Source organism: Ruegeria sp. BI7 (assembly GCF_056537925.1).
The window spans coordinates 1013035-1033052 of record NZ_JBQFSK010000001.1 but is presented as its reverse complement, the minus strand read 5'-3'; the positions used below and the strand labels follow the sequence as shown (position 1 = coordinate 1033052).

Genomic DNA, 20018 nt, shown 5'->3' with positions numbered 1-20018 from the left:
GCAAAGGCCCCATCGGCCACAAGTCAGAGTTTCTTAGTATACGTCCAGGTGGGCACATTCGCATCACGCGCCACCGAATAGGTTTCGGCATCGCCCAGATATTCAAACCCGCAATGGGTCAACACCCGCGCCGAGGCCGGATTGTCCTGAAAAACGCTGGCAAACATGGTGGCGTTTTCCAACGGGTTGGCATTGACCAGCGCTTCGACCGCCATCGATGCAACGCCCGTGTTCCAATAGACCGGCGCGACCCAATAGCCCACCTCGGACTGGTTGCGATCCAGGCGCGTCAGCGAGATCAGGCCGATCAGCTCGGGACCGCCATCTTTGGTGGCATCCATTGCCCAGACGTCTTCATCGCGTTCTTCGGACATCGCGCGCGTCACAAAAGCTTCGGTCGAACCCGGTGGCAGCGGATGTGGAATTGCTGTGGTCATGCGCGCCACGCGCTCATCACCTGCATAATGTTCAATGAGACCCAAATCCGACCGGCGCAATGGTCGCAGATCGAACCGCTCGGTTTCAATGACCGGCTGGTTTATTATTGCCTCAAGCTTCATGAGTGCGTTCCTCCTCCGAACAACACGAATAACACGGACGCAACGGTGAGACTGGCTAACGTCCACATCAGATATTTTTCAATTGGCCGTCCTTCAACCGCGTGGGCAATTCTATCGCCCGCAAATGTCCAAATTGGATGAAGAATGACCTGACAAAACAACAAACAGAGAGCAATCGTTACTGTGGCCTCAATACTGGGCGTCCCTGCCGCCACAAACCCGGTAAACCCTGCAATGATCATCGCCCAAGCCTTTGGATTTAAGGGATGAACGATCAAACCAGCCAAGAACCCGGGTGCTTTGCCATCAGCCTGCTGACGCGACAGGCGTGTGTTGGCGATCTTCCAGGCCAGCCACATGATATAGGCTGCTGACGCGTATTTCAGCGCTGTAAATACGCCCGGAGCCTGATCGGCCAGTTGCAGCAGGCCAAAGCCCACAGGCCAGATGATCAATTGCTTCCCTACAATGACGCCCCCGACAAACGGAAGTGCCGCCCGAAAACCATAGCGCGCACCAGTTCCCAACAGGACCATATTGGCGGGTCCTGGGGTGCCAACCTGACTGGCGGCGAAAATCAGGAAACTTGTGGTTGCGACGGGCATAGGTGCGTTCAATCAAAACTACGTTAAAACGAGAAAGGGGACCGGCATTTTCTGCCGGTCCCCCAAGAATTTTCAAACCTTATGGGTTTCGGCTTACTCTGCGGCCTCCGCCACTGGCAGGACCGAAATAAAGGTGCGGTTTTTGAGGCCTTTGTGGAACTTCACAGCGCCGTCGACAGTTGCAAAGATTGTATGATCTTTGCCCATGCCTACGCCTTCGCCCGGCCAGAACTTGGTGCCGCGCTGACGCACGATGATGTTACCTGCGATGGCGGCCTGGCCTCCATACAGTTTCACGCCAAGGCGGCGACCAGCTGAGTCGCGACCGTTACGGGAGGAACCGCCAGCTTTTTTATGTGCCATTCTCTCTCTCCTTAGCCTTTAGCCAGTTCTTTGGCCTGCTCAACCCATTCGGGTTTCACTTTGATGGTGTCGATAGCAGCAATCTGCTCGTCCGACAAGGCGGCCAGAGCGGCAAAGCTCTCGATACCGGCGTCGGCCAGCTTTTTGGCGGCGGCGGGACCGACACCGTTCAGGGCTGTCAGATCATCAGCGGCAGCAGCAGCAGCGGCAGGTGCCTCTGCTTTGGCTTCAGCTTTCTTGGCAGGCTTTTTCGCTGCCGGAGCAGCTTCGCCAGCAGGTGCCGAACCAGTTGCAGCTTTGATGCCCGATTTGTCAGCGCCCGATGCCAGGATGTCAGTGATTTTGACCAGAGTCAGTTTCTGACGGTGGCCAACGGTACGCTTCGAGCTGTGCTTACGACGACGCTTGACGAAGTTGATGACCTTGTCACCTTTGATCTGTTCGATCACTTCGGCCTGAACGCCTGCGCCTTCAACGAAAGGTGCGCCAACAACCGGTGCGTCACCGCCCAGCATCAGAACATCGTTGAATTGAACTTTTTCACCTGCGTCGGCAGCCAGCTTTTCAACACGGAGCACATCGCCCGCCTGAACCTTGTACTGCTTGCCGCCAGTCTTGAGGACCGCAAACATGCGTCTTTCCTTTTCCAAACCGCGTTCTGTGGTCCCCGTTTGGGTGTTTTGGCTTTCGCCACCTCGAACAGCGCGCCCTTTTTCCGGGCTGTGTGACGACCCGTGGGAAAAGCCCTTTGGGTCAATAATAACGAGACCCGGCGCGGAAGAACCGGCCGGGATGCGCGCTTATCCAAAGATTGCGGGGGAAAGTCAACATCAAATGCGACGCTAAAGGTCCGATCCTTTCAGCACCTGAGCGACCGCCTGACCCAGCTGATAATAGATCGTGTCGAACATCCGGTTAAAGCTTTCAAACAGGGCCGTGTTGATCGCTTTGCCCGTTTCAGTGCGTGAAAAGGCGATGTTCTCGCGCATTTGACTGTCGGTCAGTGGCTTGTAGGCTAGCAGAAAGAAGGAATACAGCCACGTTCGTGTGTCTTCGGTCATGCTGTCTTTTTCCTCAAGCAGCTGTGCCAAAAGCTCCCCGTCGTCTCCGCCAACCCCCAGGCTCATCCCACGGAAAAAATTGTAATCTGCACTGATGGAGTTATGCACATTCTCGTCAATCAGGTTGTTGACCTGAATAAATTCGTCGACCAGCCGATATAGCTCCGTGCTGCGATCACCGTTTTTGTAGGCGTCCTGTGCCATTTCTTCGATGGCTTCATCTGCCAAGGCGACACGGGCGGATAATTCCAGCGAGGTGATAGCCTGCCCTAAATCGCTTTCGAAAAACAGGATGGCGCGGTCCATCTGGCTTTCGGTCAGGGTTTCCGCGAATACACTTTCGACCTGATCACGCATTCTGTCCGCGTCGTAAATCCGGTCTACCTGATCCAGAAAGACCGGGCCGCCATTGTTGTTCAGAAAGGTTTGCTGAAGGTCCTGGCCAAGTGAACTGCCTTCGTCCCGCAGGATGTCGATGACCGCGTCCACTTGCAGGGCCCGCATAAGTTGTTCGACCTTTTCCTCGGCCTGCAAAGGCGTGGTCCAAACGAACAACGCCAGGAACGTCGCGATAAAACGCATCAGATATCCTGTGCCGGGTGCAAGTCCGCCATCCGAGTGGCAAGAATTTCGAATTTCATGGCCATGATTTCATATTGAACGGCATTCAGCAGTTCATAGACTTCTTGCATCAGCGGCTGCTCTAGCGCATCGGCATAAGCGTTCACATCGGCATCGGAAAAACTCTGATACGTATAGGCAGCCCCGGCCAGGGCCGATAACTGCAACGCCTGTCGCATGCTTGTTTCGTTCTGGCGCATCATGAGGCGCAGTTGATCAGCATCCAACTGAAGATCAATTACCCCCGAAGCACTGGCGGCCAGCAGAAACCGCAGTTGAATCTCTTGCAGGGCTCGCAGGGCAGTCCCGCTTGAATCAATGGCCCTATTCATGCGTTTGAGGCTTTCAACACGGTGCGAGCCGTCTTTGATCAACTCGGCCACGATCTCTTGCCCCTGCTGCTGCTTGGACTCGTCATCTTCTAGCATATGCGAGGCGTTTTCCGCTTCGACCAGACGCTGCCCCAGGTCCGAGGCATAAAATTCTACTGCATGAAGCAGCGCCTCGTCTCTGAGTGTCTGCTCCAGAATCGACACGGCGGTTTCATGCATGTCTTCAGTGTCGAATACTTCTTCGGTCAGTCGGGCCCAATCGGAGCCGAAACCATCCGGGTCTATGCCCAGCATCTGCGGCGCCGACGCAGAAGAGAGCGCGATACTTTCCAGCGCCACGTCAAAACCAGTTGTGGTCAGAAACGCTTCGATCCTGTCTCGCCCGGCGGCAAAGGACGACACAGGCGCCATGGCCAGTGCCAGAAGCAACAAGAATAGGGTCAGAGCGGAGCGGCGAAGAGAATAAGTCATACTTCAAAGCCTAGGCGTTTTGTGCCGTCTGGCAATGGAAAATCCCGTCATAGTGAATTTCGGGAATTTTCTGCTTGCACCCCCGCGCGTTCCTCACTAAATCCCCCCCTCACAGACCCCCGCGGAGAGGTGCCGGAGTGGTCGAACGGGGCGGTCTCGAAAACCGTTGTGGGTGCAAGCCCACCCAGGGTTCGAATCCCTGTCTCTCCGCCACTATATCCCTGATAAGTAAGAATAGTTATCGCCAACACGGCGACGCATCAGGTGCCCATGCCAGACCTTACAATCCCGAAACTTGACATACTATGTCACATTTCGAGCTCCGATTGCGCCGGCTATGTCATCGGTCCAATCCAATTTTCACGGCAAATGCGTCGTTCAGATAGCCATTGCTGATCGAAGATCGACAAAGGGAAACGGGCCCCGCAGATCTGCGAGGCCCGTCTTTAGGTCATGAGCCAGCGAAGACTTACCGGAAGCCGTTGTCCCCATCGTAACTCGCGGCATCTTGCTCTTCCTGGGTCAGATACCGGAAGTAATAGCGCTCGGTCGTCTTCACCGACACATGGCCGATATAGCGGCTGACCCGGTAGATGCTCCAGCCCTGCTGCAGACGTTCGATCGCGAACTTGTGCCGGATATCATGCAGGCGTGAGCCAAATCCAGTTTCTTGCCCGTATTCCCAGAACAGGTTCGAGGCATCCTTGTAGTAGCCGTGATCGCTCCGGTTCCAAAATAAGTATGGAGACGAATTGGAGCTCGGAATGCGAAGGAGGATGTCGATCGCCGCTTGTCGCAATAATACGACGCGGATCTTAAGGTGGCTTCACATCATCAAGCCATTGTGAAAAAGCAACTTTTCTTCGGCATAACCCCGTGTTGCTTTGAGAAAAACTTGGCTTTTTTTGTATCGGCCGATCACAAAAAAGCAACGCTAACAATCGCTTAGATATTGGTGAATTGATGTGATCACCCACCGATGCGAAGGTATCAGATACTACAAAATGATAATCACAATGGGCGAAACACCATGTCCTTGAAGAAAGCACTCCAAGCACTGGGCATACTTTTGTTTGTTGGCGCTTGTTCCGAAACAACGTCAATATCTGCAGATAGCGAGCCCGGAACGCATTCCCGAGTTCCTGAAGCCGTTGCCCAGATTGCTGCTCCGGGCCAGGACCTGAACGCCGTGAAAATCATGCCTGAGGACGGTTGCTATTGGTATCGCTACGTGGGGCCTGTTGAAACGACCTACCTGCCACTCAGGACTATTGAAGGGCGCCCAATCTGCACGCGCGCCTGACAAGCACCTATCAGCGGGTCGCGGTCAAATGCCGCTCGGGAGGGTAGAGATGCGCCGTGGCACCTGGCCTGACACGATCATACAATCCGATGATATGTGGCATCGCCATCCTTACGCAGCCGGAACTTGCACGACCTCCTATAGATCTTGGATAGGGTGTTCCGTGAATTCGCAAATATGTGTCGCGACCACCTTCGTAGAGATAAAGCGCCCTTGATCCCAATGGGTTTGTTGGCCCACCCGGCACACCATTTGCGAATTGCGCATATTCATCAGGGTCACGCTCAATCATTTCAGCGGTGGGAGTCCAACGCGGCCATTTGGCCTTTCGCTTGATTGTGTAGACACCGGGCTCATAGAGATTACCCCGCGCAATAGCTACGCCGTAGCGCATTGCCGTGCCACCGTCTTCGATGAAATACAGATATCGCGCTACCGCATCGACATGGATGTCACCCGGAACAAGCGCTCGGTTGGTTTGCACACGCTGAGGTAGGAAACGTGGGTGTAACCCCCAGGGATTGGATGACGCGGGATCGAAATTGGGCGGCATCACCCTGGCATCCCATGCCGACCAATGCGAAGAAGTAGATGCCGACGCAGAGGAAGAAAACGCAGGCTGTGCGAGCATGGCCAAAGAAGTTGCAAGTAAGTGTCTTCTGTTCAGCATTTATCTCATCAACCCGTGCTGCTTGCGACCCATTGAAGAGTACGTTGGTCTCTCAGGCTTTCAACTTTCGAGAAAAAACTCCAACCATTTATCAAATTCGAAAGAAATCACCGACAAACTGGTACTTTTTATCAACGGTAGTTGTCAGCTTAACAATGGCGAAGGTCGCAATACCAGCGCGCGCTTTCACTTGCGTCAAGGTACCGATGTCCTCATTGCCGATACGGTCGTTGGCACATGGAACAGATCCAATGGATACGATGCTCTCGCAAAATGGTCACCTTAATAGCCGTGATAATAACTTTGTCCGGATGCACAGGCAGACACCACCAGGGTAATTGGCATAGCCGCGGTACGGAAGGCTGTTATGGGCCTCACCACTATGTTGATCGCGAGGTTCCTTGCGGAACATTTGATTGAAATGTGGAAGCTCAGCGACAGTTCGCCATTTTTTTTCAGGGATCAAATGACCGTTGACACACAATTGTTCAAAAGCTGATGGCAGCGTTTAACTGAGACACGCTGTGATCCTGACGAAAGAGGCATTGCCCCCATCTCCATCATTCGTCATTTACAAATTAAAACATTCATTTTATTGATTGTGAATGTATGAAAAAGCATTTTCGCGGCGCAGTTTCTTGTACGGTGCCGCTTGTATTACAGCGCTTGGAGCGCAATCCAAAATCGCGTGGGCAGAGTTACAACTCGGTTCTTCGGTTCGGATTGCAACCATGTCAGACGGATACCTGTCATTGCCTCCGGAAATGGTCTTCGGCACCATGCCGAAGGAAGAACTCAGGCAGCTTCTGGACAGCTACAAGGTTGACGCGACAAAGTACGAGCCAGAGTGCAACGTGGCGCTTTATCGAGATGATCAAAACACGGTGCTGTTCGATGTGGGGGCTGGACCCGATTTCATGCCCACTTCCGGTAAACTTCTGGAAACTCTTGAAACTATCAACCTGTCGCCCGAAGATATCTCGCACGTGATCTTCACACATGCGCACCCGGATCACATCTGGGGCGTTTTGGATGATTTCGACGACCTTCTTTTCCCCAACGCCACGCATCACTTTGGCCGAAATGAGTGGGATTATTGGTGGAACCCCTCGACGGTGGATACCATTGGAGAAGATCGCGCTGCGTTCGCTGTGGGCGCGAAGCGGCGTATGGCAGCAATTGAGGATCAAGTCGCGTTCTTTGACGACGGACAAGAGATCCTTCCCGGTATTGCCGCACGCGCAAGCTTTGGACACACACCCGGCCACATGGCGTTCGAAGTTCGAGGCGGCAGTGAATCCGTGATGGTTGCCGGCGACGCGTTGGGAAATCCACACGTAGCTTTTGAACGCCCCGACTGGCTCAGCGGCACGGATCAGGATCAACAGGCGGCCGCAGCAACTCGGAATTCGCTGCTGGATCAGATTTCCCACGAGCAAATGAAAATAATTGGTTTCCACCTTCCGAATGGTGGGATCGGCCGGGTCGAAAAGACTGGGTCTGCTTATAAGTTCATTGGAGAACCATAATGATGCGATCGCTGGCGATTGTCTTGGCCCTGGGCACACCAGCTTGGGCAAGCGAGGATATTGCAGACCAATACCCGCAAAGTGTGCTGTATTCCAAACCGGTCGAATACATCCCAGGCGTCTATTCTGCCATTGGCGCAACCGCCCCGCCGACCTACGAAAACTCTGGTCACAACAACAACCTCAGCTTCATAGTTACCGGAGAGGGCGTGATCGTCATAAACGGCGGCGCAGCCTATGTGCTTGCTGAAGCGCTTCACCAGGAAATTCAGGCAATCACGGATCAGCCGGTTAAGCTTGTCTTCAACGAAAATGGTCAGGGGCACGCGACGCTTGGCAACGCCTACTGGTCAGAGCTCGGTATTCCGATCATCGCCCATTCAGATGCTGCGGCTGAATTCGAGGAATACGGCCTACAGATCCTTGAAGGTATGCAGCGGTACAACCAGGACAAGGCTGAAAGAACCTTCCTGGCTGGCCCAACCGAGACATTCGAGGATGAATACGTGGTTGAAATGGGTGATTTCCGGATTGAGGCCAAATATCTCGGGCCGGCCCATAGTCCCGGCGATATCTCGATTTGGCTGCCGAACCAAAGCCTTGTTATCGCGGGTGATATGGCGTTTCACGAGCGAATGCTGCCGATCTTTCAAGAGACCTATACAGCGGATTGGCTTGAAACATGGGACAACGAGTTCGAAGCTTTGGGAGCCAAATATGTCATCCCCGGACATGGTCATCCGACGAACATGGATCAGGTGCGCCGTTATACACGCGACTACCTGGTCTATCTGCGCGGCAAGATCCAAGAGCACATGGATGCCGGCGGCGATCTGGCAGAGGCTTACTATGTCGATCAGTCACCGTATGCCCATTTGGACACGTATGAGGAACTGGCGACAAAAAATGCCGGGCGGGTATTTGAGCAGATGGAATTCGAATAACTCAGGACGTTTGAGGAACAGGGATTCGGCGCATTAACCTATGCGCGCTGATCGCTCCAACCCACATGAAGAAAACGGCAAGCCATGCCGTCAATGACAGGGCGGACCCTCCTGAAAGCCCTGCACCCACTGCGCAACCTCCGGCCAGCATGGCTCCAAACCCCATGAGGACAGCTCCAACAAGGTAGCGCTCCATCGGAGTATCCGGGCCAAAACGTTCGATCTTCCACTCCCCTGCAGTTAGGGCCGAGCCTGCGGCACCAATTGCTACGCCTGGAACAAGGCCGATACCGAAGGACAACACGACGTTTTGCTTCGCAACCAACGCCATCAGTGTATCCGTAGCCGGTCCGGTGAACGTGACTGACGACACGGGCACGACGTCAAAAGATGCTTGCGCGATCGCAAATGTCATTAACCAGCCGAGCGCCACCGTCACACCAACGCCTGCGGCTGTTACGATCCTGATAGGCGCAACTCGCCGGTGGAATGCAAATGCAATTGCCGACACCATTCCCATCGCTGCAACGGCTGAATAAGCCGCTGGCGAAAATCCAAGAATTTCTGAAAGATCTCTCGAGGCGCCTCCTGAGACAGTCCAGATCCCGGAAAGCAATTCGCGGGCGGGACTAAGAACGCCCGTGTAAGCAGCCTGAGCCACTAAGGTTAAAACCAAGCCTGTAATCAGGGCGCGCAGATTACCGCAGGAGGCCAATACCAACAGGCGAGATGCACACCCACGCGCCAGAACCATGCCGGCACCGAACAGCGCCCCGCCAATTATTGCTCCGCTGAGGCTACCCGTCGACGCGATCGCGCGTGTCTCGGAAAGGTTTAACCACTCAAACGCGACAAACGCCTGTACTAAGGTGAGCGCTGCGGTGAAGGCGATCAGCCAAACCGCCAGGCGAGGACCAAGCTCGCCTTCGGCGACCTCGATGGTCGACGCCCGCAAACAAAAGTGAGATTTCTGGGCCGTCACGCCGAACAGGAGACCTACAAGCGCACCGGCAAATGCCAAAGCGCCAGGGTCTCCCAACAAATCGATGAGCCTTTCCATCAACAGAAACTCTCACTTCGTTGCTTGCGCGTCCTTGTCTTCGGTCAAGTTGTCATTGTCACTGCGCAGCCATTGGCCTGCGGGCCAATTGGCATTGGGTCCATAACTCACCCAAGGCAGATACCAGTCGATCCACGTCTTCGGTGGAATGCACTGGGGAAGGTGTAATCCGTAGACGTTCTGTTCCCTTGGGGACGGTCGGATAGTTGATCGGCTGGATGTAAATCCCATAGTCACGCATCAGCACGTCAGAGATGAAGCGACACTTGACCGGATCGCCTACCATGACCGGAATGATGTGACTTGGGTTCGGTGTATGCGGGATGCCCAGATCGTCCAGCCTGTCTCGCACGTCGCGCACGCGCTGCTGGTGCAAATGTCGTTCCGCATTGCTTTGCTTCAGGTGCCGAACCGAAGCGGCAGCTCCTGCGGCCACGGCGGGAGGCAACGCAGTGGTGAAGATAAACCCACTGGCAAAGGATCGGACAAAATCGACAAGCTCTGTCGACGCGGCGATGTATCCACCAACTACGCCGAACGCTTTGCCTAATGTCCCCTCGATGACGGTTATCCGATCCATCAGGCCTTCGCGCTCAGCTATGCCTCCGCCGCGCGTCCCATAAAGCCCCACCGCGTGAACCTCATCCAAATAGGTCATCGCGCCATAGCGATCCGCCAGATCACAGATCTCGGCAATTGGTGCAAGATCGCCATCCATGGAATAGACGCTCTCGAACGCAATGAGCTTAGGAGCATCGGCAGGCAGTTCAGCAAGGTGCCTTTCAAGGTCCGCCACGTCGTTGTGTTTCCAGATACGCTTCTGGCACCGACTGTGGCGAATGCCCTCGATCATCGAGGCATGGTTCAACTCGTCAGACAAGACTGTGATGCCAGGAATGCGAGACGCCAGAGTTCCCAGCGCGGCCCAGTTCGAAACGTAACCGGACGTAAACAGCAAAGCAGCGTCCTTGCCATGCAAGTCAGCAAGCTCTTGCTCCAGCAAAATATGCTGGTGGGTGGTTCCAGAGATATTCCGCGTTCCTCCCGCCCCAGCACCACACTCATCAATCACCTGGTGCATTGCTTTGAGAACACTGGGGTTTTGCCCCATACCGAGATAGTCATTTGAGCACCAGACAGTGACCTTTTCTGGACCATGCTCCGTGTGACTGCGTGCGGTAGGGAATGCGCCGCGCTGTCGTTCGAGATCCGCAAAAACCCGGTAATTCCCTTCTTCTTGAAGCTGGACAAGTTGATCACGAAAATACTGTTGGTAGTTCATTTCAATTCCCGACAGCCTCTTCTACGATCTCGGACAACAGAGTCTGGACTTTTTGCATTGGCCCGTCAGGGTAGCTTCGGTACCCAACCATCACGCCACTGTCGTCTTCAGCGACAAAAATTCCGTAGGGGCAGAAGCCGATATTCATCGGGTCGGCTTCCATGACCTCGCGCGAAATTTTTGCCGAGCAGAAAATGAAGATGTCCGCGGCCGCAAATATCTGCTTGTCGCTGCCGACATCTGCGCCTGTTCGATTCAGCATTTCCCCAACATGGCTCACATAGTCGATGACCAGTCCCTGACCTACAATCGCGGACTCGACCGCGAAAGTTGCATCATCAAAACTTCCGTCAAATGGAGCTGTGATTATCTCCTCCGCAAATGCTGGGCCCGCCAGAACAGCGGAAAACGCGGCTGCAGCGATAAAATGTTTCATGGTTTTAGTCCTCCTCCTGAACCGCATTTTCTCAGATTGCTCATCAGGGTCTTTGACGCCGGTCAAACCCTCCGAATGCCTCAACCAAACATGTCTGAGGTGATACCGGCGTACCAACCCAGAGACTCTTCGTAAGTCGCTTTTCTCAGATCAGCATCTTCGCCGGTTTGGCTGATGAAGCCGTCAACTTTGGCGATCTTTTCAGGCGTCGCCTCGTAGGTTGCGCCCACCTTCACACCATCATCCGTGTTGATGAGCGACCAGCACGTGTTAGAAAACTTGGCAGGGAACACTTTGGAACCTGTCAACGCACCTCGTACCGCATTCGCACAGACCTTTGCCTGACTGTTTGCCGAAAAACCGGATTTCGGCATGTCACCCTGCTGGCTGGCGTCACCAAGAACATAGATATCAGGATCGACTTTGGAGGACATGTCCGCTGCGTTTACCGGTGCCCAATTGCCATCGGTCACTCCCGCCATTTCCGCAATGCGTCCAGCTTTCATCGCTGGGATCACGTTGCAGACATCGACCTTTGTCTCTTCGCCGTCGATGGTCACCGTCATTGCATCCGGATTCACGGATACATTACCACCGCCGAAATCTTCGCCGATCCAGTCGACCATTCCTTCGTAGTTGTTTCCCCAGCCTTCTTGGAACAAAGCCATTTTCGAGAATTTCGGCTTCGGATCGGCTACAATGATCTTTGCTGTTGGGTTGTTTGCCTTCAGCACATGCGCCACCATCGAAACCCGTTCATACGGCCCGGGCGGGCAACGGTACGGGTTAGGAGGAGCGACCATCGCGAAGGTACCGCCCTCGGGCATCGCCATGATCTGCGCTTTCAAAAGCTCTGTCTGAGAACCAGCTTTGTAAGCATGCGGCATCTTATTTTGGGCCGAGAGGTCCCAGCCCTCTACCGCACCATCAACAAAGTCGATACCCGGGCTAAGGATCAGCTTGTCATAAGGAACTGATCCGCCACCTGCCAAGGACACCGTCTTAGCGTCGCTGTCGACCCCAGTGGCCCAATCATGCACGATGTTGATACCGTAGTTCGCGGCAAGCGTGCCATAGCTGTGGGCGATGTCCGATAGCTCCTGAAAACCTCCCAAATAAAGGTTTGAGAAGAAACAGGTGTAGTAGGTCCGAGACGGCTCGATCAGCGTCACGTCAATCTCACCTTTGCTGTCCTTCGCTATGTAACGCGCGGCAGTCGCACCGCCCGCACCGCCGCCGACAACCACTACACGGGGTTTGCCTTGAGCCAGCACCATCGGAGCAGATAGCCCGGCGGCCACTACCCCGGCGGCTCCAAGAAATACTCGTCTATTGAGTGTCATCGCGTTTCCTCCCCTTAGGCACTTTCATTCTGGATTATTGAAGTAGGCGGCCAATGCCGCGATCTCGTCATTGCTCAGCCGCCCGGCGATCATTTGCATGACCGGATGTGGCCGCTGTTTGTCTTTGTAAGCGTGCATGGCGACCACGAAGTCGTCGTCAGGCCAATACACAATCGAGGGAATGCCCTCATCGCCACCTTCGATCTGGTGACACGTTGTGCATTCGCTGCTGAGATATGCGCCGTACTCAGGATCTCCTTGAATCGCGAGAATCGTGGGGTCGATAGAATGATCCGTTCCTATTGCCGTCGGGTCCGCTTCCGGGATGTCCTGAGGATTGTCGGAAAACGCCCGCAAATAGGCGATCACATTGGCGCGGTCTTCCGAGTCTTTCAGACCACGAAAGCTCATCCTGGTGCCAGACGCAAATGCACGTGGGTTTTCGATGTAGGCAGACAGAGTGTCAGCGTGCCATTCCAGACCCGAGTTGCCCGCGCGCACGAGACTCTTGGAATAGTTAAATCCATCGAGACCTGCGGCCTTCCGCCCAAAGACACCATTCAGATGCGGACCAATTGTGTTTTCGGCTCGTTTTCCGACCTGATGACAGCCTATGCATTTGGCAAACACCACTTTCCCTGCGTCAGCATCACCAAGGTCTTCTGCTGCGTCGGTCGATGAAGCAATAGCCCCAAAACACGCGGCAAAGATCAATGCGTTCGGCCAACGCATCGTCAACTTCCAAACGTCTTGAGATAGATGATCAAAGCTTGGATATCGTCCTGTTTCTTAAGGCCTGCAAAAGACATCCGTGTGCCTTTCATGTATTCCTTGGGCTTCGTAAGAAAGGCGGCCATTTCTTCTTCGGTCCAGACGAGACCAGCCTCGGCAGCGGCTTTCATGGCCTTGGAGTATTTGAACCCTTCAACCGACCCTGCGTTGGCCCCGATAACCCCGTTCAGCGCCGGCCCCGTACTATCCTTTGCACCGTCACCAACCTGATGGCATGATTTGCACTTCTTGAAGACCTTCTCTCCGGCTGCGAACAGTTCCGTAGTCTGGTCAGCCTCGTCGATTTTTTGAATAGCCGGCGTTGCGGCAGCTTCTTCCTCAGGCTTTGGCGCTGCGACTGGAATGAAAGAGGGCCCTTCCGCCGTGAACGTCGGCAACTCGTCCGCGCTGGCTGCATTCATGACCGAATTCGAACCGCCTTCCGGTGGCGTCTCAACCAGAAAGACTGAGCGCATAGTAACCACGGTCTCTGTTTTGCAGCTCTCAATACAGGGCTCGTCTCGCCATTCTGCGTACTCAGTCTCAGGTCGCGTATCGACGACAAATCCATCCTTGTTGTACATTTCGAATTCGGCGAAGTTTTCATTGCTGAGAACGAAATCGTCATCTACCAGATCATTGGAATAAAGGATATAGGCGACTATTGCGTAGGTCTCATCCGCCGTAAGCGTACCCGCTTCACCAAATGGCATTGAGCGGGAAATGTAGTCCCAAGCGGTCGACAAATGCGGCCAATAAGACCCAACGGTTTTCACAGGATCTTCGTCCGCAAGCGTGTCGAAGCCGCCGGCCAGAACAGGCCAATTGTCGGCGCCTTCGGCAAACTCTCCGTGACAGGACGCACACCGGTCGACAAACACTTCTTCTCCAGTCCAGACATCGCCTGATCCAACCGGCAAGCCACGCCCGTCGGGCAAGATGTCAACGTCCCAGGCCGCGATCTCTTCCTCCAGTGCAGGACGTCCAAGCCCAAAAGTACCGTCGCGACTGGGCGCCGGTGCAGTTAGTTTCGCACCATTTGCAACCCGTTCAGCAGCGGCCGCTTGGATTTCCTCGACTTTGGTCTCAAGTTCAGCTGCTCGCCTGGCCTCCGCTTGCGCATTTTCCAGAGCTGATGCTGCATGCGCTTCAACCTGACCTATCCGGGTTTCCAAAGTGTCTATCTTCGACTGGCCGTAGTTCCGATTGGCAAATACCAACGCAGCCGCAAGCACCAAGGCTATGCCACCAAATACGGGCAGGAAAACATGACTAAGAGACTTCGACATTCTCAGCGATCCCTTCTGCGCTCACAAACCAAGTTTGGATACAGTTGTTGTGGTAGACCGCGTTTTCTCCGCGCTTTTCGCGTAGCTGGTCTTTGGTTGGCTGCACATAGCCAGTCTCGTCTATCGCTCGGGCCTGTAACAACATTGGTGCTCCGTCCCAATTCGTATCGAGATAGAAACGCGTCAAAGCCTTGCTGTCGCCCTGCTTGCCAAGACGCGCCGTCTCCCAGGTGATCCCACCGTCCTTGGACACATCGACCCGCGTAATTTGCCCGTGGCCTGACCAGGCAAGCCCGGAAATGACCAAGGGTCCCGGTCCGTGTTTGATGGGCATTTGCGGGCTGGGTGACGTAATGACGGACTTTGCATCCATCACCCACGTCCATTTCTGGGCTGTGCCATCGGCATAGACATCGGTGTACTTCGATGTTTCTTCTCGGCTTTCGACCGCCATATCGACGACTTCGACGCGGCGCAGCCACTTGACCCACATGTTGCCTTCCCAACCCGGAACAACCAGTCGCACGGGGTATCCATGTTCCATGCGTAGTGCTTCACCATTTGCCTTGAAAGCCACCAGCACGTCATCCAGTGCTTTTTCCATCGGGATGGAGCGGCCATTGGATGAGGCGTCTGCGCCTTCAACATAGACCCATTTGTCCGATGAGACATCCGCACCTGCTTCCTGCAACAGCGTGCGCAGCGGAACACCGGTGTATTCCATATTGTGAATCATGCCGTGGGTAAATTGGACGCCGTTAAGTTGCGCCCCCGCCCACTCCATACCGGTGTTCGCAGCGCATTCGCAGAAATACACATGATTTTCGCGCGGGAAACGCTCAATATCTTCATAAGTAAACACAAGCGGGCGATCGACCAGCCCATTGATCATCAGGCGATAATCCTCCTTGCGCAGCTCGATCGCACCCGAATGGTGACGCTCAAAGGCGCATCCTTGCGGAGTGATTGTGCCATCAAGCGCGTGGATTGGTGTGAAGTTGATCGACGAAATCGGAGAGGCGGTCAGCCATTCCACGTTGCGCCGAACGACATGAGATTCGAAGCTGATCGGCATGCCATAAGGTGACTCATCGACACCGGCACCCGTGTAAGACGCCCATTCCTGAAGCTCTGTTATCAGTGGGTCGGGCGTATCTGCCGCTGCCGCACCCGCAACTGACCCTGCGGCGACCGCAGCACTGCCTTTCAGGAAGGCCCGGCGGGACGGTTTGAACGCGTCATCCATATCTCTTAGGTCTCCATCGGTTTCTTAAGCGCCGACAACATCAACACTGGTGTTCTCTTGCACCGTGACGGTGCCAAGGTTGCGAACATGGTTTTCGACAACATCCCAGATCGGCGGGCCCTCAGTACCTTCGTTTACGCTGGCCCAACCAGCCACGACGTAGGTTTTTGATGGATCAATTACTTCACCCGTTTTGAGCAAAGTCATTTCGCTGATCCGCTGACCTTGTGGTTTGGTCACATCGATGCGGTAGCCAAGCCCACCGACGCGGACCATATCGCCGCCCTGCTGGTAATAAGGATCGGGGTTGAACAGGTTGTCACCGACATCCTCGAGGATCACATGGATGAATTCGCCTGTCATTTCTGTGCGATAGGCATTGGGATACGACATCGATGTGACGTTCCAAATGTCCTCGCGCGTAATTTCCTGCCCCGGCAGGATCGACGGCCCCCAACGGACGCCGGGCGACATCGCGATGTCAGCCTCACGCTCATTGATCAGGGCATCGCAAATCAGGTCATCCCACGTGCCGTTAAAGTTGCCGCGGCGGTAAAGCAACGATTCCGTTTTGCCAATTACCTCACTCAGCGCAGCCTCGTACGGCGCGCGCTGATCATTTATCAGAGCGGTGATCGCAGGATCAGGAGCGATGACGTCAGAGAAGATCGGGATCAGCTTATGCTTCAGCCCCATCATCTGCCCGTCCCTCACGTCGAGATCTACGCGGCTGACAAATTTGCCGTTCGAGCCAGACGCGATGATATGCGTTTTTCCGACCAGAACCGGCTCGGGAAGCGCGTCATGGGTGTGACCGCTGAGTATCACGTCGATCCCTTGCACCCGACCCGCCATCTTCTTGTCCACGTCAAAGCCGTTGTGGCTGAGGACGACAACGACATCGGCACCGGCATCACGAACCTCGTCCACCATTGCCTGCATGTTTTCATCTCGAATACCGAAAGAGTATTCTGGGAACATCCAGCCTGGGTTCGCGATGGGCATGTAAGGAAACGCTTGCCCGATAACAGCAACCTTTGCACCGCCCCGATCAAAAAACTTGTAGGGTTGGAATAGTTCAGCGGGTTCGTCCCATTCAGCATCAAAGATATTCTGCCCAAGGGCCGCAAAGGGCAAACCTTCGACGATTTCGTTAACCCTGTCGCTGCCCAACGTGAACTCCCAATGGAAGGTCATTGCATCGGGTTTCAGCGCGTTCATGACATTGACCATGTCCTGACCGGCCGTCTGATAGCAGGTGTATGAACCGTGCCAGGTATCGCCCCCATCCAATAAAAGGGCATCAGGGCGGTCAGCACGAATGGCGTTGATGACAGTTGAGACCCGGTCCAATCCACCAACCCGACCGTAGGTCTTTGCCAGCGCAGAGAAATCGTTGTAGGTCAGCCCATAGGCCAACGGGCTTCCCTCTTCGATCCCGTAGGCCTTGCGGAACGCCGCCCCTGTGACATGCGGCATCTGCCCTCGTGCATCGCCAATACCAAGGTTTATCTCGGGTTCGCGGAAATAGATCGGCTTGAGTTGCGCGTGGATGTCGGTGACATGGATCAGGCTGATATTTCCGAAGGTCTCGAACTCCAGCAATTGATCCTGCGTTAGGCTTTGCTGCGCGGCAAGTCTGGCCCAGTTTCCGAACCCGGACGCCCCGTACAAAGCCGATGCAGCCATTGAAACCTGCAAGAAGTCACGTCGAGAAATCATCTATCAGCTTTCCTATAACACATATAAATGTGTGAATGTAATTTTCCTGGAAAAACCCGCGCAGGACACTGTCCACGCGGGTCGTTCACTATTGCCGTACTGCAGGAGTTTCGACTGAAAGCCCGTTGCCACGCGAGGCCACATAAAGCTCAAGCGCGCGAAACTCGTCCGATCCTTCGGCAAAAGTTTCCGCCCGCGTATCGCGAATACAGCCGCGGAAACGGTTGTGGCGCGAAATCAGCTTTGCTTGTTTCAGACGATATGTTGGGAACCCGTTGATCATACCCTGGCTCAGGTGGTCGGCACGGATCATGTTGCCCCAGTTGTCTTCATGACAATTGGCACAGCTAAGCTCCAGCTGACCATAGCGGGTATAATACATCTCTTTGCCCTGCTCCCAATACGGGGCGGCATCGCCATCAATCGCGACATTCATTGGCATGCCGCGTGATTGCAGACCGATCAAAGCGACCATGCCCTGCATATCACCCCCGGACCATTTCCAGGCATCGGCTTCCATGCGGTCCGTACGGCAATTGTTGATCAGATCTTCCATGACGACCAGCTTACCAGTTTCGGCATCCACCTTCGGCATGGACGCCTGCAATCCTTTGAAGCTCTCCACCCCATCATGACATGAGGCACAGCTCTCGCCCGCGGCACCATCGACGGTCTCGAAGAGATCGGCGGCCTGATCGACGAAGATCATTGCAGGGTTGTCGAAGTCATCAATTTGAAGCGCTTGCGTTTCATCCGTGCGAAAATGCCAACCCGAGTAGATCGTGTCCAAATTTTCCAGATGTGCCGGAGCTTCAGTGACCGAGGTCATGTCCAGCTCATCATTGATCACAAGATTCTCTTCGTCAGGACCAGCCATTGCTGCCACTGGGAAAACCAGAACTGCCGCGATCGCCGTTAGTGCCTTGGTATTCATTGCGTTCCTCCCTTAGTGGACCAGCGCCAGAATTCGCAACCAGCGCTGACCTTCCTTAGTGGTCGAGCCGTTAAGCAATCTCGATCGTTTTCTTCTCGTCGTAGACAGAGCCATCGTCGTCGTACCAGGTGAAAACAAACTCACCGGCTTCTGGCACTGTTGCTTCAAACTGGAAGTACGGATTGGTCGAAATCGCCGGCTCCATGGTAACGTCAACCACCATTTCCCCATTAAACTCGCAGGTGAACCGATTGATGATCGAACGCGGGATGACGTTTCCTTCTTTATCCTTACGCTGGCCGCTTTCCATCTTGTGGCTGATCAGTGTCTTGATCGTTATGGTTTCACCAGCAGCGGCTGTCTTTGGAACCTTGACGCGTGGTTTTACACCGGATGCCATTGGCTAATCTCCTGTTCTTCAGGGCGCGTGGCGATCAGCCGCCGCAGCCGCCGATTGTCACTTTTACGGTCGCGGACGCTTTGGCGAAGCTGCCATCTGCCATCTTCGCCACGGCAATGACGTCCTGCGTTCCGGCAAGACGGATGCGGGTTGATGCGGCTTGTTCAGCCGCCAACGGACCGAAATTGAATGTTGCAACGCCAGGTTCGGGGTTACCTGCAGCCACGATTAGAATTGCAGCTGCGCCCGGAGCACGGACTTCGATTGGCACAGTATTGCCGTTTTCAGCAATTTCCGGTGCAGTCAATGTAACACCGCCGTCAGCCACATCTGCGCCGCCTGTAAATGCCGCGATGGCATCTTCAGCAGCTGCATTTGCCCGAAGCGGCATAATTGTCAGGAACGCGGCGCCCAGCCCAAGGGCCAGTGTCTCGCGGCGAGAGAGTTCCATTTTCAATCTCCTTTGAAACTTCGAAAATTCACGCTTTAAAGCGCGACTATTCCTCTTTCAGGGTCGCAAGAAACGCGACCACATCCTCGATTTCTTGCGCTGTCAGGATCGACGTCAAAGGCGCGGTCGGGGCTTTTCCGGTATAGGCGTCGCCCGGGCGGATATATCCGTCATCCTTGTAGAACGCAGGCATCACCGTGCCTTCGAATGTCATCTTTGCATTTGCGACCAATCCGCGAAGTTCCGCTTCGGTCCAACGATCGCCAGCGCCATCCAGCATCGGACCAACTTCGCCATGGAACGGTATTTCGGCCAAAGCCGAGACCGCGTGGCATGCCACGCAATTGCCTTTTGATTTGTCGCCAACGATAAGCGCGCCATTTGCCGCATCACCATTAGCGCCAGTCAAAGAGACTTCGATAGCGCCATAGTCGTCATAGGTTACGTCTTTCGGGTCTGTATCTGCCGCAAATGCGGCGACGCCCGTCATTGCGCAGACCAATGTTAAGAGTCTCAGCTTCATGATCCCTCCCATTTGCTAACACGCCGGCGGCGCCTTGCGACCCAAAGCATTTGTGTACCGTAGTCGACGAGTGCCGCCTGTCGCAACATTAAATTCATCATA

Annotated in this window: 22 protein-coding genes and 1 tRNA gene; 3 read left to right on the top strand and 20 right to left on the bottom strand. The window is 54.6% G+C overall.

Annotated features, from left to right (window positions below; all coding sequences use genetic code 11):
• Positions 1 to 23: 23 nt before the first annotated feature.
• From ACR0JB_RS05160 to ACR0JB_RS05135, 6 genes are all read right to left on the bottom strand, one after another.
• Entirely contained in the window at positions 24 to 560 is a 537-nt protein-coding gene (locus tag ACR0JB_RS05160; RefSeq protein WP_170358452.1) for a GNAT family N-acetyltransferase, read from the bottom strand.
• Complete coding sequence (locus ACR0JB_RS05155) at positions 557 to 1165, bottom strand: LysE family translocator (protein ID WP_170375322.1); 609 nt, start codon at positions 1163 to 1165, stop codon at positions 557 to 559. The genes ACR0JB_RS05160 and ACR0JB_RS05155 overlap by 4 nt, the downstream gene beginning before the upstream one ends.
• A 93-nt stretch (positions 1166 to 1258) precedes the next feature.
• The gene (gene rpmA, locus ACR0JB_RS05150) at positions 1259 to 1528 is read right to left on the bottom strand and encodes a 50S ribosomal protein L27 (RefSeq protein WP_010440093.1); all 270 of its coding nucleotides are present in this window, start codon (positions 1526 to 1528) and stop codon (positions 1259 to 1261) included.
• Positions 1529 to 1539: 11 nt separating this feature from the next.
• Positions 1540 to 2160, bottom strand: a complete 621-nt coding sequence (locus tag ACR0JB_RS05145; RefSeq protein WP_170375320.1) for a 50S ribosomal protein L21 — start codon at positions 2158 to 2160, stop codon at positions 1540 to 1542.
• A gap of 210 nt (positions 2161 to 2370) precedes the next feature.
• Positions 2371 to 3171: a DUF2059 domain-containing protein gene (locus ACR0JB_RS05140; protein ID WP_170394082.1), complete on the bottom strand. Its 801-nt coding sequence runs from the start codon at positions 3169 to 3171 to the stop codon at positions 2371 to 2373.
• Positions 3171 to 4013, bottom strand: a complete 843-nt coding sequence (locus tag ACR0JB_RS05135) for a DUF2059 domain-containing protein (RefSeq protein ID WP_170394080.1) — start codon at positions 4011 to 4013, stop codon at positions 3171 to 3173. The genes ACR0JB_RS05140 and ACR0JB_RS05135 overlap by 1 nt, the downstream gene beginning before the upstream one ends.
• 123 nt (positions 4014 to 4136) lie before the next feature.
• Here ACR0JB_RS05135 and ACR0JB_RS05130 point away from each other — a divergent pair.
• Positions 4137 to 4226, top strand: a tRNA-Ser gene (locus ACR0JB_RS05130).
• Positions 4227 to 4482: 256 nt separating this feature from the next.
• On the opposite strand, the gene ACR0JB_RS05125 is transcribed toward ACR0JB_RS05130, so the two are convergent.
• Positions 4483 to 4827: a tyrosine-type recombinase/integrase gene (locus tag ACR0JB_RS05125; RefSeq protein ID WP_367648153.1), complete on the bottom strand. Its 345-nt coding sequence runs from the start codon at positions 4825 to 4827 to the stop codon at positions 4483 to 4485.
• 499 nt (positions 4828 to 5326) lie between these two features.
• Positions 5327 to 5986: a L,D-transpeptidase gene (locus ACR0JB_RS05120; protein ID WP_480789731.1), complete on the bottom strand. Its 660-nt coding sequence runs from the start codon at positions 5984 to 5986 to the stop codon at positions 5327 to 5329.
• A gap of 731 nt (positions 5987 to 6717) precedes the next feature.
• Here ACR0JB_RS05120 and ACR0JB_RS05115 point away from each other — a divergent pair.
• On the top strand, positions 6718 to 7515 hold the full coding sequence (locus tag ACR0JB_RS05115) for an MBL fold metallo-hydrolase (protein ID WP_254437324.1): 798 nt from the start codon (positions 6718 to 6720) through the stop codon (positions 7513 to 7515).
• 2 nt (positions 7516 to 7517) lie between these two features.
• On the top strand, positions 7518 to 8459 hold the full coding sequence (locus ACR0JB_RS05110; RefSeq protein ID WP_170394349.1) for an MBL fold metallo-hydrolase: 942 nt from the start codon (positions 7518 to 7520) through the stop codon (positions 8457 to 8459).
• 1 nt (position 8460) lies between these two features.
• Here the strand turns inward: ACR0JB_RS05110 and ACR0JB_RS05105 are convergent, their stop codons facing one another.
• The 12 genes from ACR0JB_RS05105 to soxX form a co-directional block, all read right to left on the bottom strand.
• Entirely contained in the window at positions 8461 to 9480 is a 1020-nt protein-coding gene (locus tag ACR0JB_RS05105) for a YeeE/YedE family protein (RefSeq protein WP_254437323.1), read from the bottom strand.
• 97 nt (positions 9481 to 9577) lie between these two features.
• On the bottom strand, positions 9578 to 10801 hold the full coding sequence (gene hemA, locus ACR0JB_RS05100; RefSeq protein ID WP_170394070.1) for a 5-aminolevulinate synthase: 1224 nt from the start codon (positions 10799 to 10801) through the stop codon (positions 9578 to 9580).
• Position 10802: 1 nt separating this feature from the next.
• The gene (locus ACR0JB_RS05095) at positions 10803 to 11237 is read right to left on the bottom strand and encodes a DUF302 domain-containing protein (protein WP_170394068.1); all 435 of its coding nucleotides are present in this window, start codon (positions 11235 to 11237) and stop codon (positions 10803 to 10805) included.
• Positions 11238 to 11317: 80 nt separating this feature from the next.
• Positions 11318 to 12580 (bottom strand): NAD(P)/FAD-dependent oxidoreductase, encoded by a 1263-nt coding sequence (locus ACR0JB_RS05090; protein WP_170394066.1) that lies wholly within the window; start codon positions 12578 to 12580, stop codon positions 11318 to 11320.
• Positions 12581 to 12604: 24 nt separating this feature from the next.
• Positions 12605 to 13312: a c-type cytochrome gene (locus tag ACR0JB_RS05085; protein WP_170505275.1), complete on the bottom strand. Its 708-nt coding sequence runs from the start codon at positions 13310 to 13312 to the stop codon at positions 12605 to 12607.
• A gap of 2 nt (positions 13313 to 13314) precedes the next feature.
• Complete coding sequence (locus ACR0JB_RS05080) at positions 13315 to 14640, bottom strand: c-type cytochrome (protein WP_480789730.1); 1326 nt, start codon at positions 14638 to 14640, stop codon at positions 13315 to 13317.
• Positions 14624 to 15886, bottom strand: a complete 1263-nt coding sequence (soxC, locus tag ACR0JB_RS05075; protein WP_170394060.1) for a sulfite dehydrogenase — start codon at positions 15884 to 15886, stop codon at positions 14624 to 14626. The genes ACR0JB_RS05080 and soxC overlap by 17 nt, the downstream gene beginning before the upstream one ends.
• Before the next feature lie 24 nt (positions 15887 to 15910).
• Complete coding sequence (soxB, locus tag ACR0JB_RS05070) at positions 15911 to 17608, bottom strand: thiosulfohydrolase SoxB (RefSeq protein WP_170394058.1); 1698 nt, start codon at positions 17606 to 17608, stop codon at positions 15911 to 15913.
• An 88-nt stretch (positions 17609 to 17696) separates the two neighbouring features.
• Positions 17697 to 18542: a sulfur oxidation c-type cytochrome SoxA gene (gene soxA, locus ACR0JB_RS05065; RefSeq protein WP_170505262.1), complete on the bottom strand. Its 846-nt coding sequence runs from the start codon at positions 18540 to 18542 to the stop codon at positions 17697 to 17699.
• 70 nt (positions 18543 to 18612) lie between these two features.
• Positions 18613 to 18942, bottom strand: coding sequence for a thiosulfate oxidation carrier complex protein SoxZ (gene soxZ / locus ACR0JB_RS05060; protein WP_170394054.1), 330 nt, complete (start codon positions 18940 to 18942; stop codon positions 18613 to 18615).
• Between the two features lie 34 nt (positions 18943 to 18976).
• Positions 18977 to 19393, bottom strand: coding sequence for a thiosulfate oxidation carrier protein SoxY (gene soxY, locus ACR0JB_RS05055; protein ID WP_170394052.1), 417 nt, complete (start codon positions 19391 to 19393; stop codon positions 18977 to 18979).
• A gap of 46 nt (positions 19394 to 19439) precedes the next feature.
• On the bottom strand, positions 19440 to 19916 hold the full coding sequence (soxX, locus tag ACR0JB_RS05050) for a sulfur oxidation c-type cytochrome SoxX (protein WP_170394050.1): 477 nt from the start codon (positions 19914 to 19916) through the stop codon (positions 19440 to 19442).
• Between the last annotated feature and the right edge of the window lie 102 nt (positions 19917 to 20018).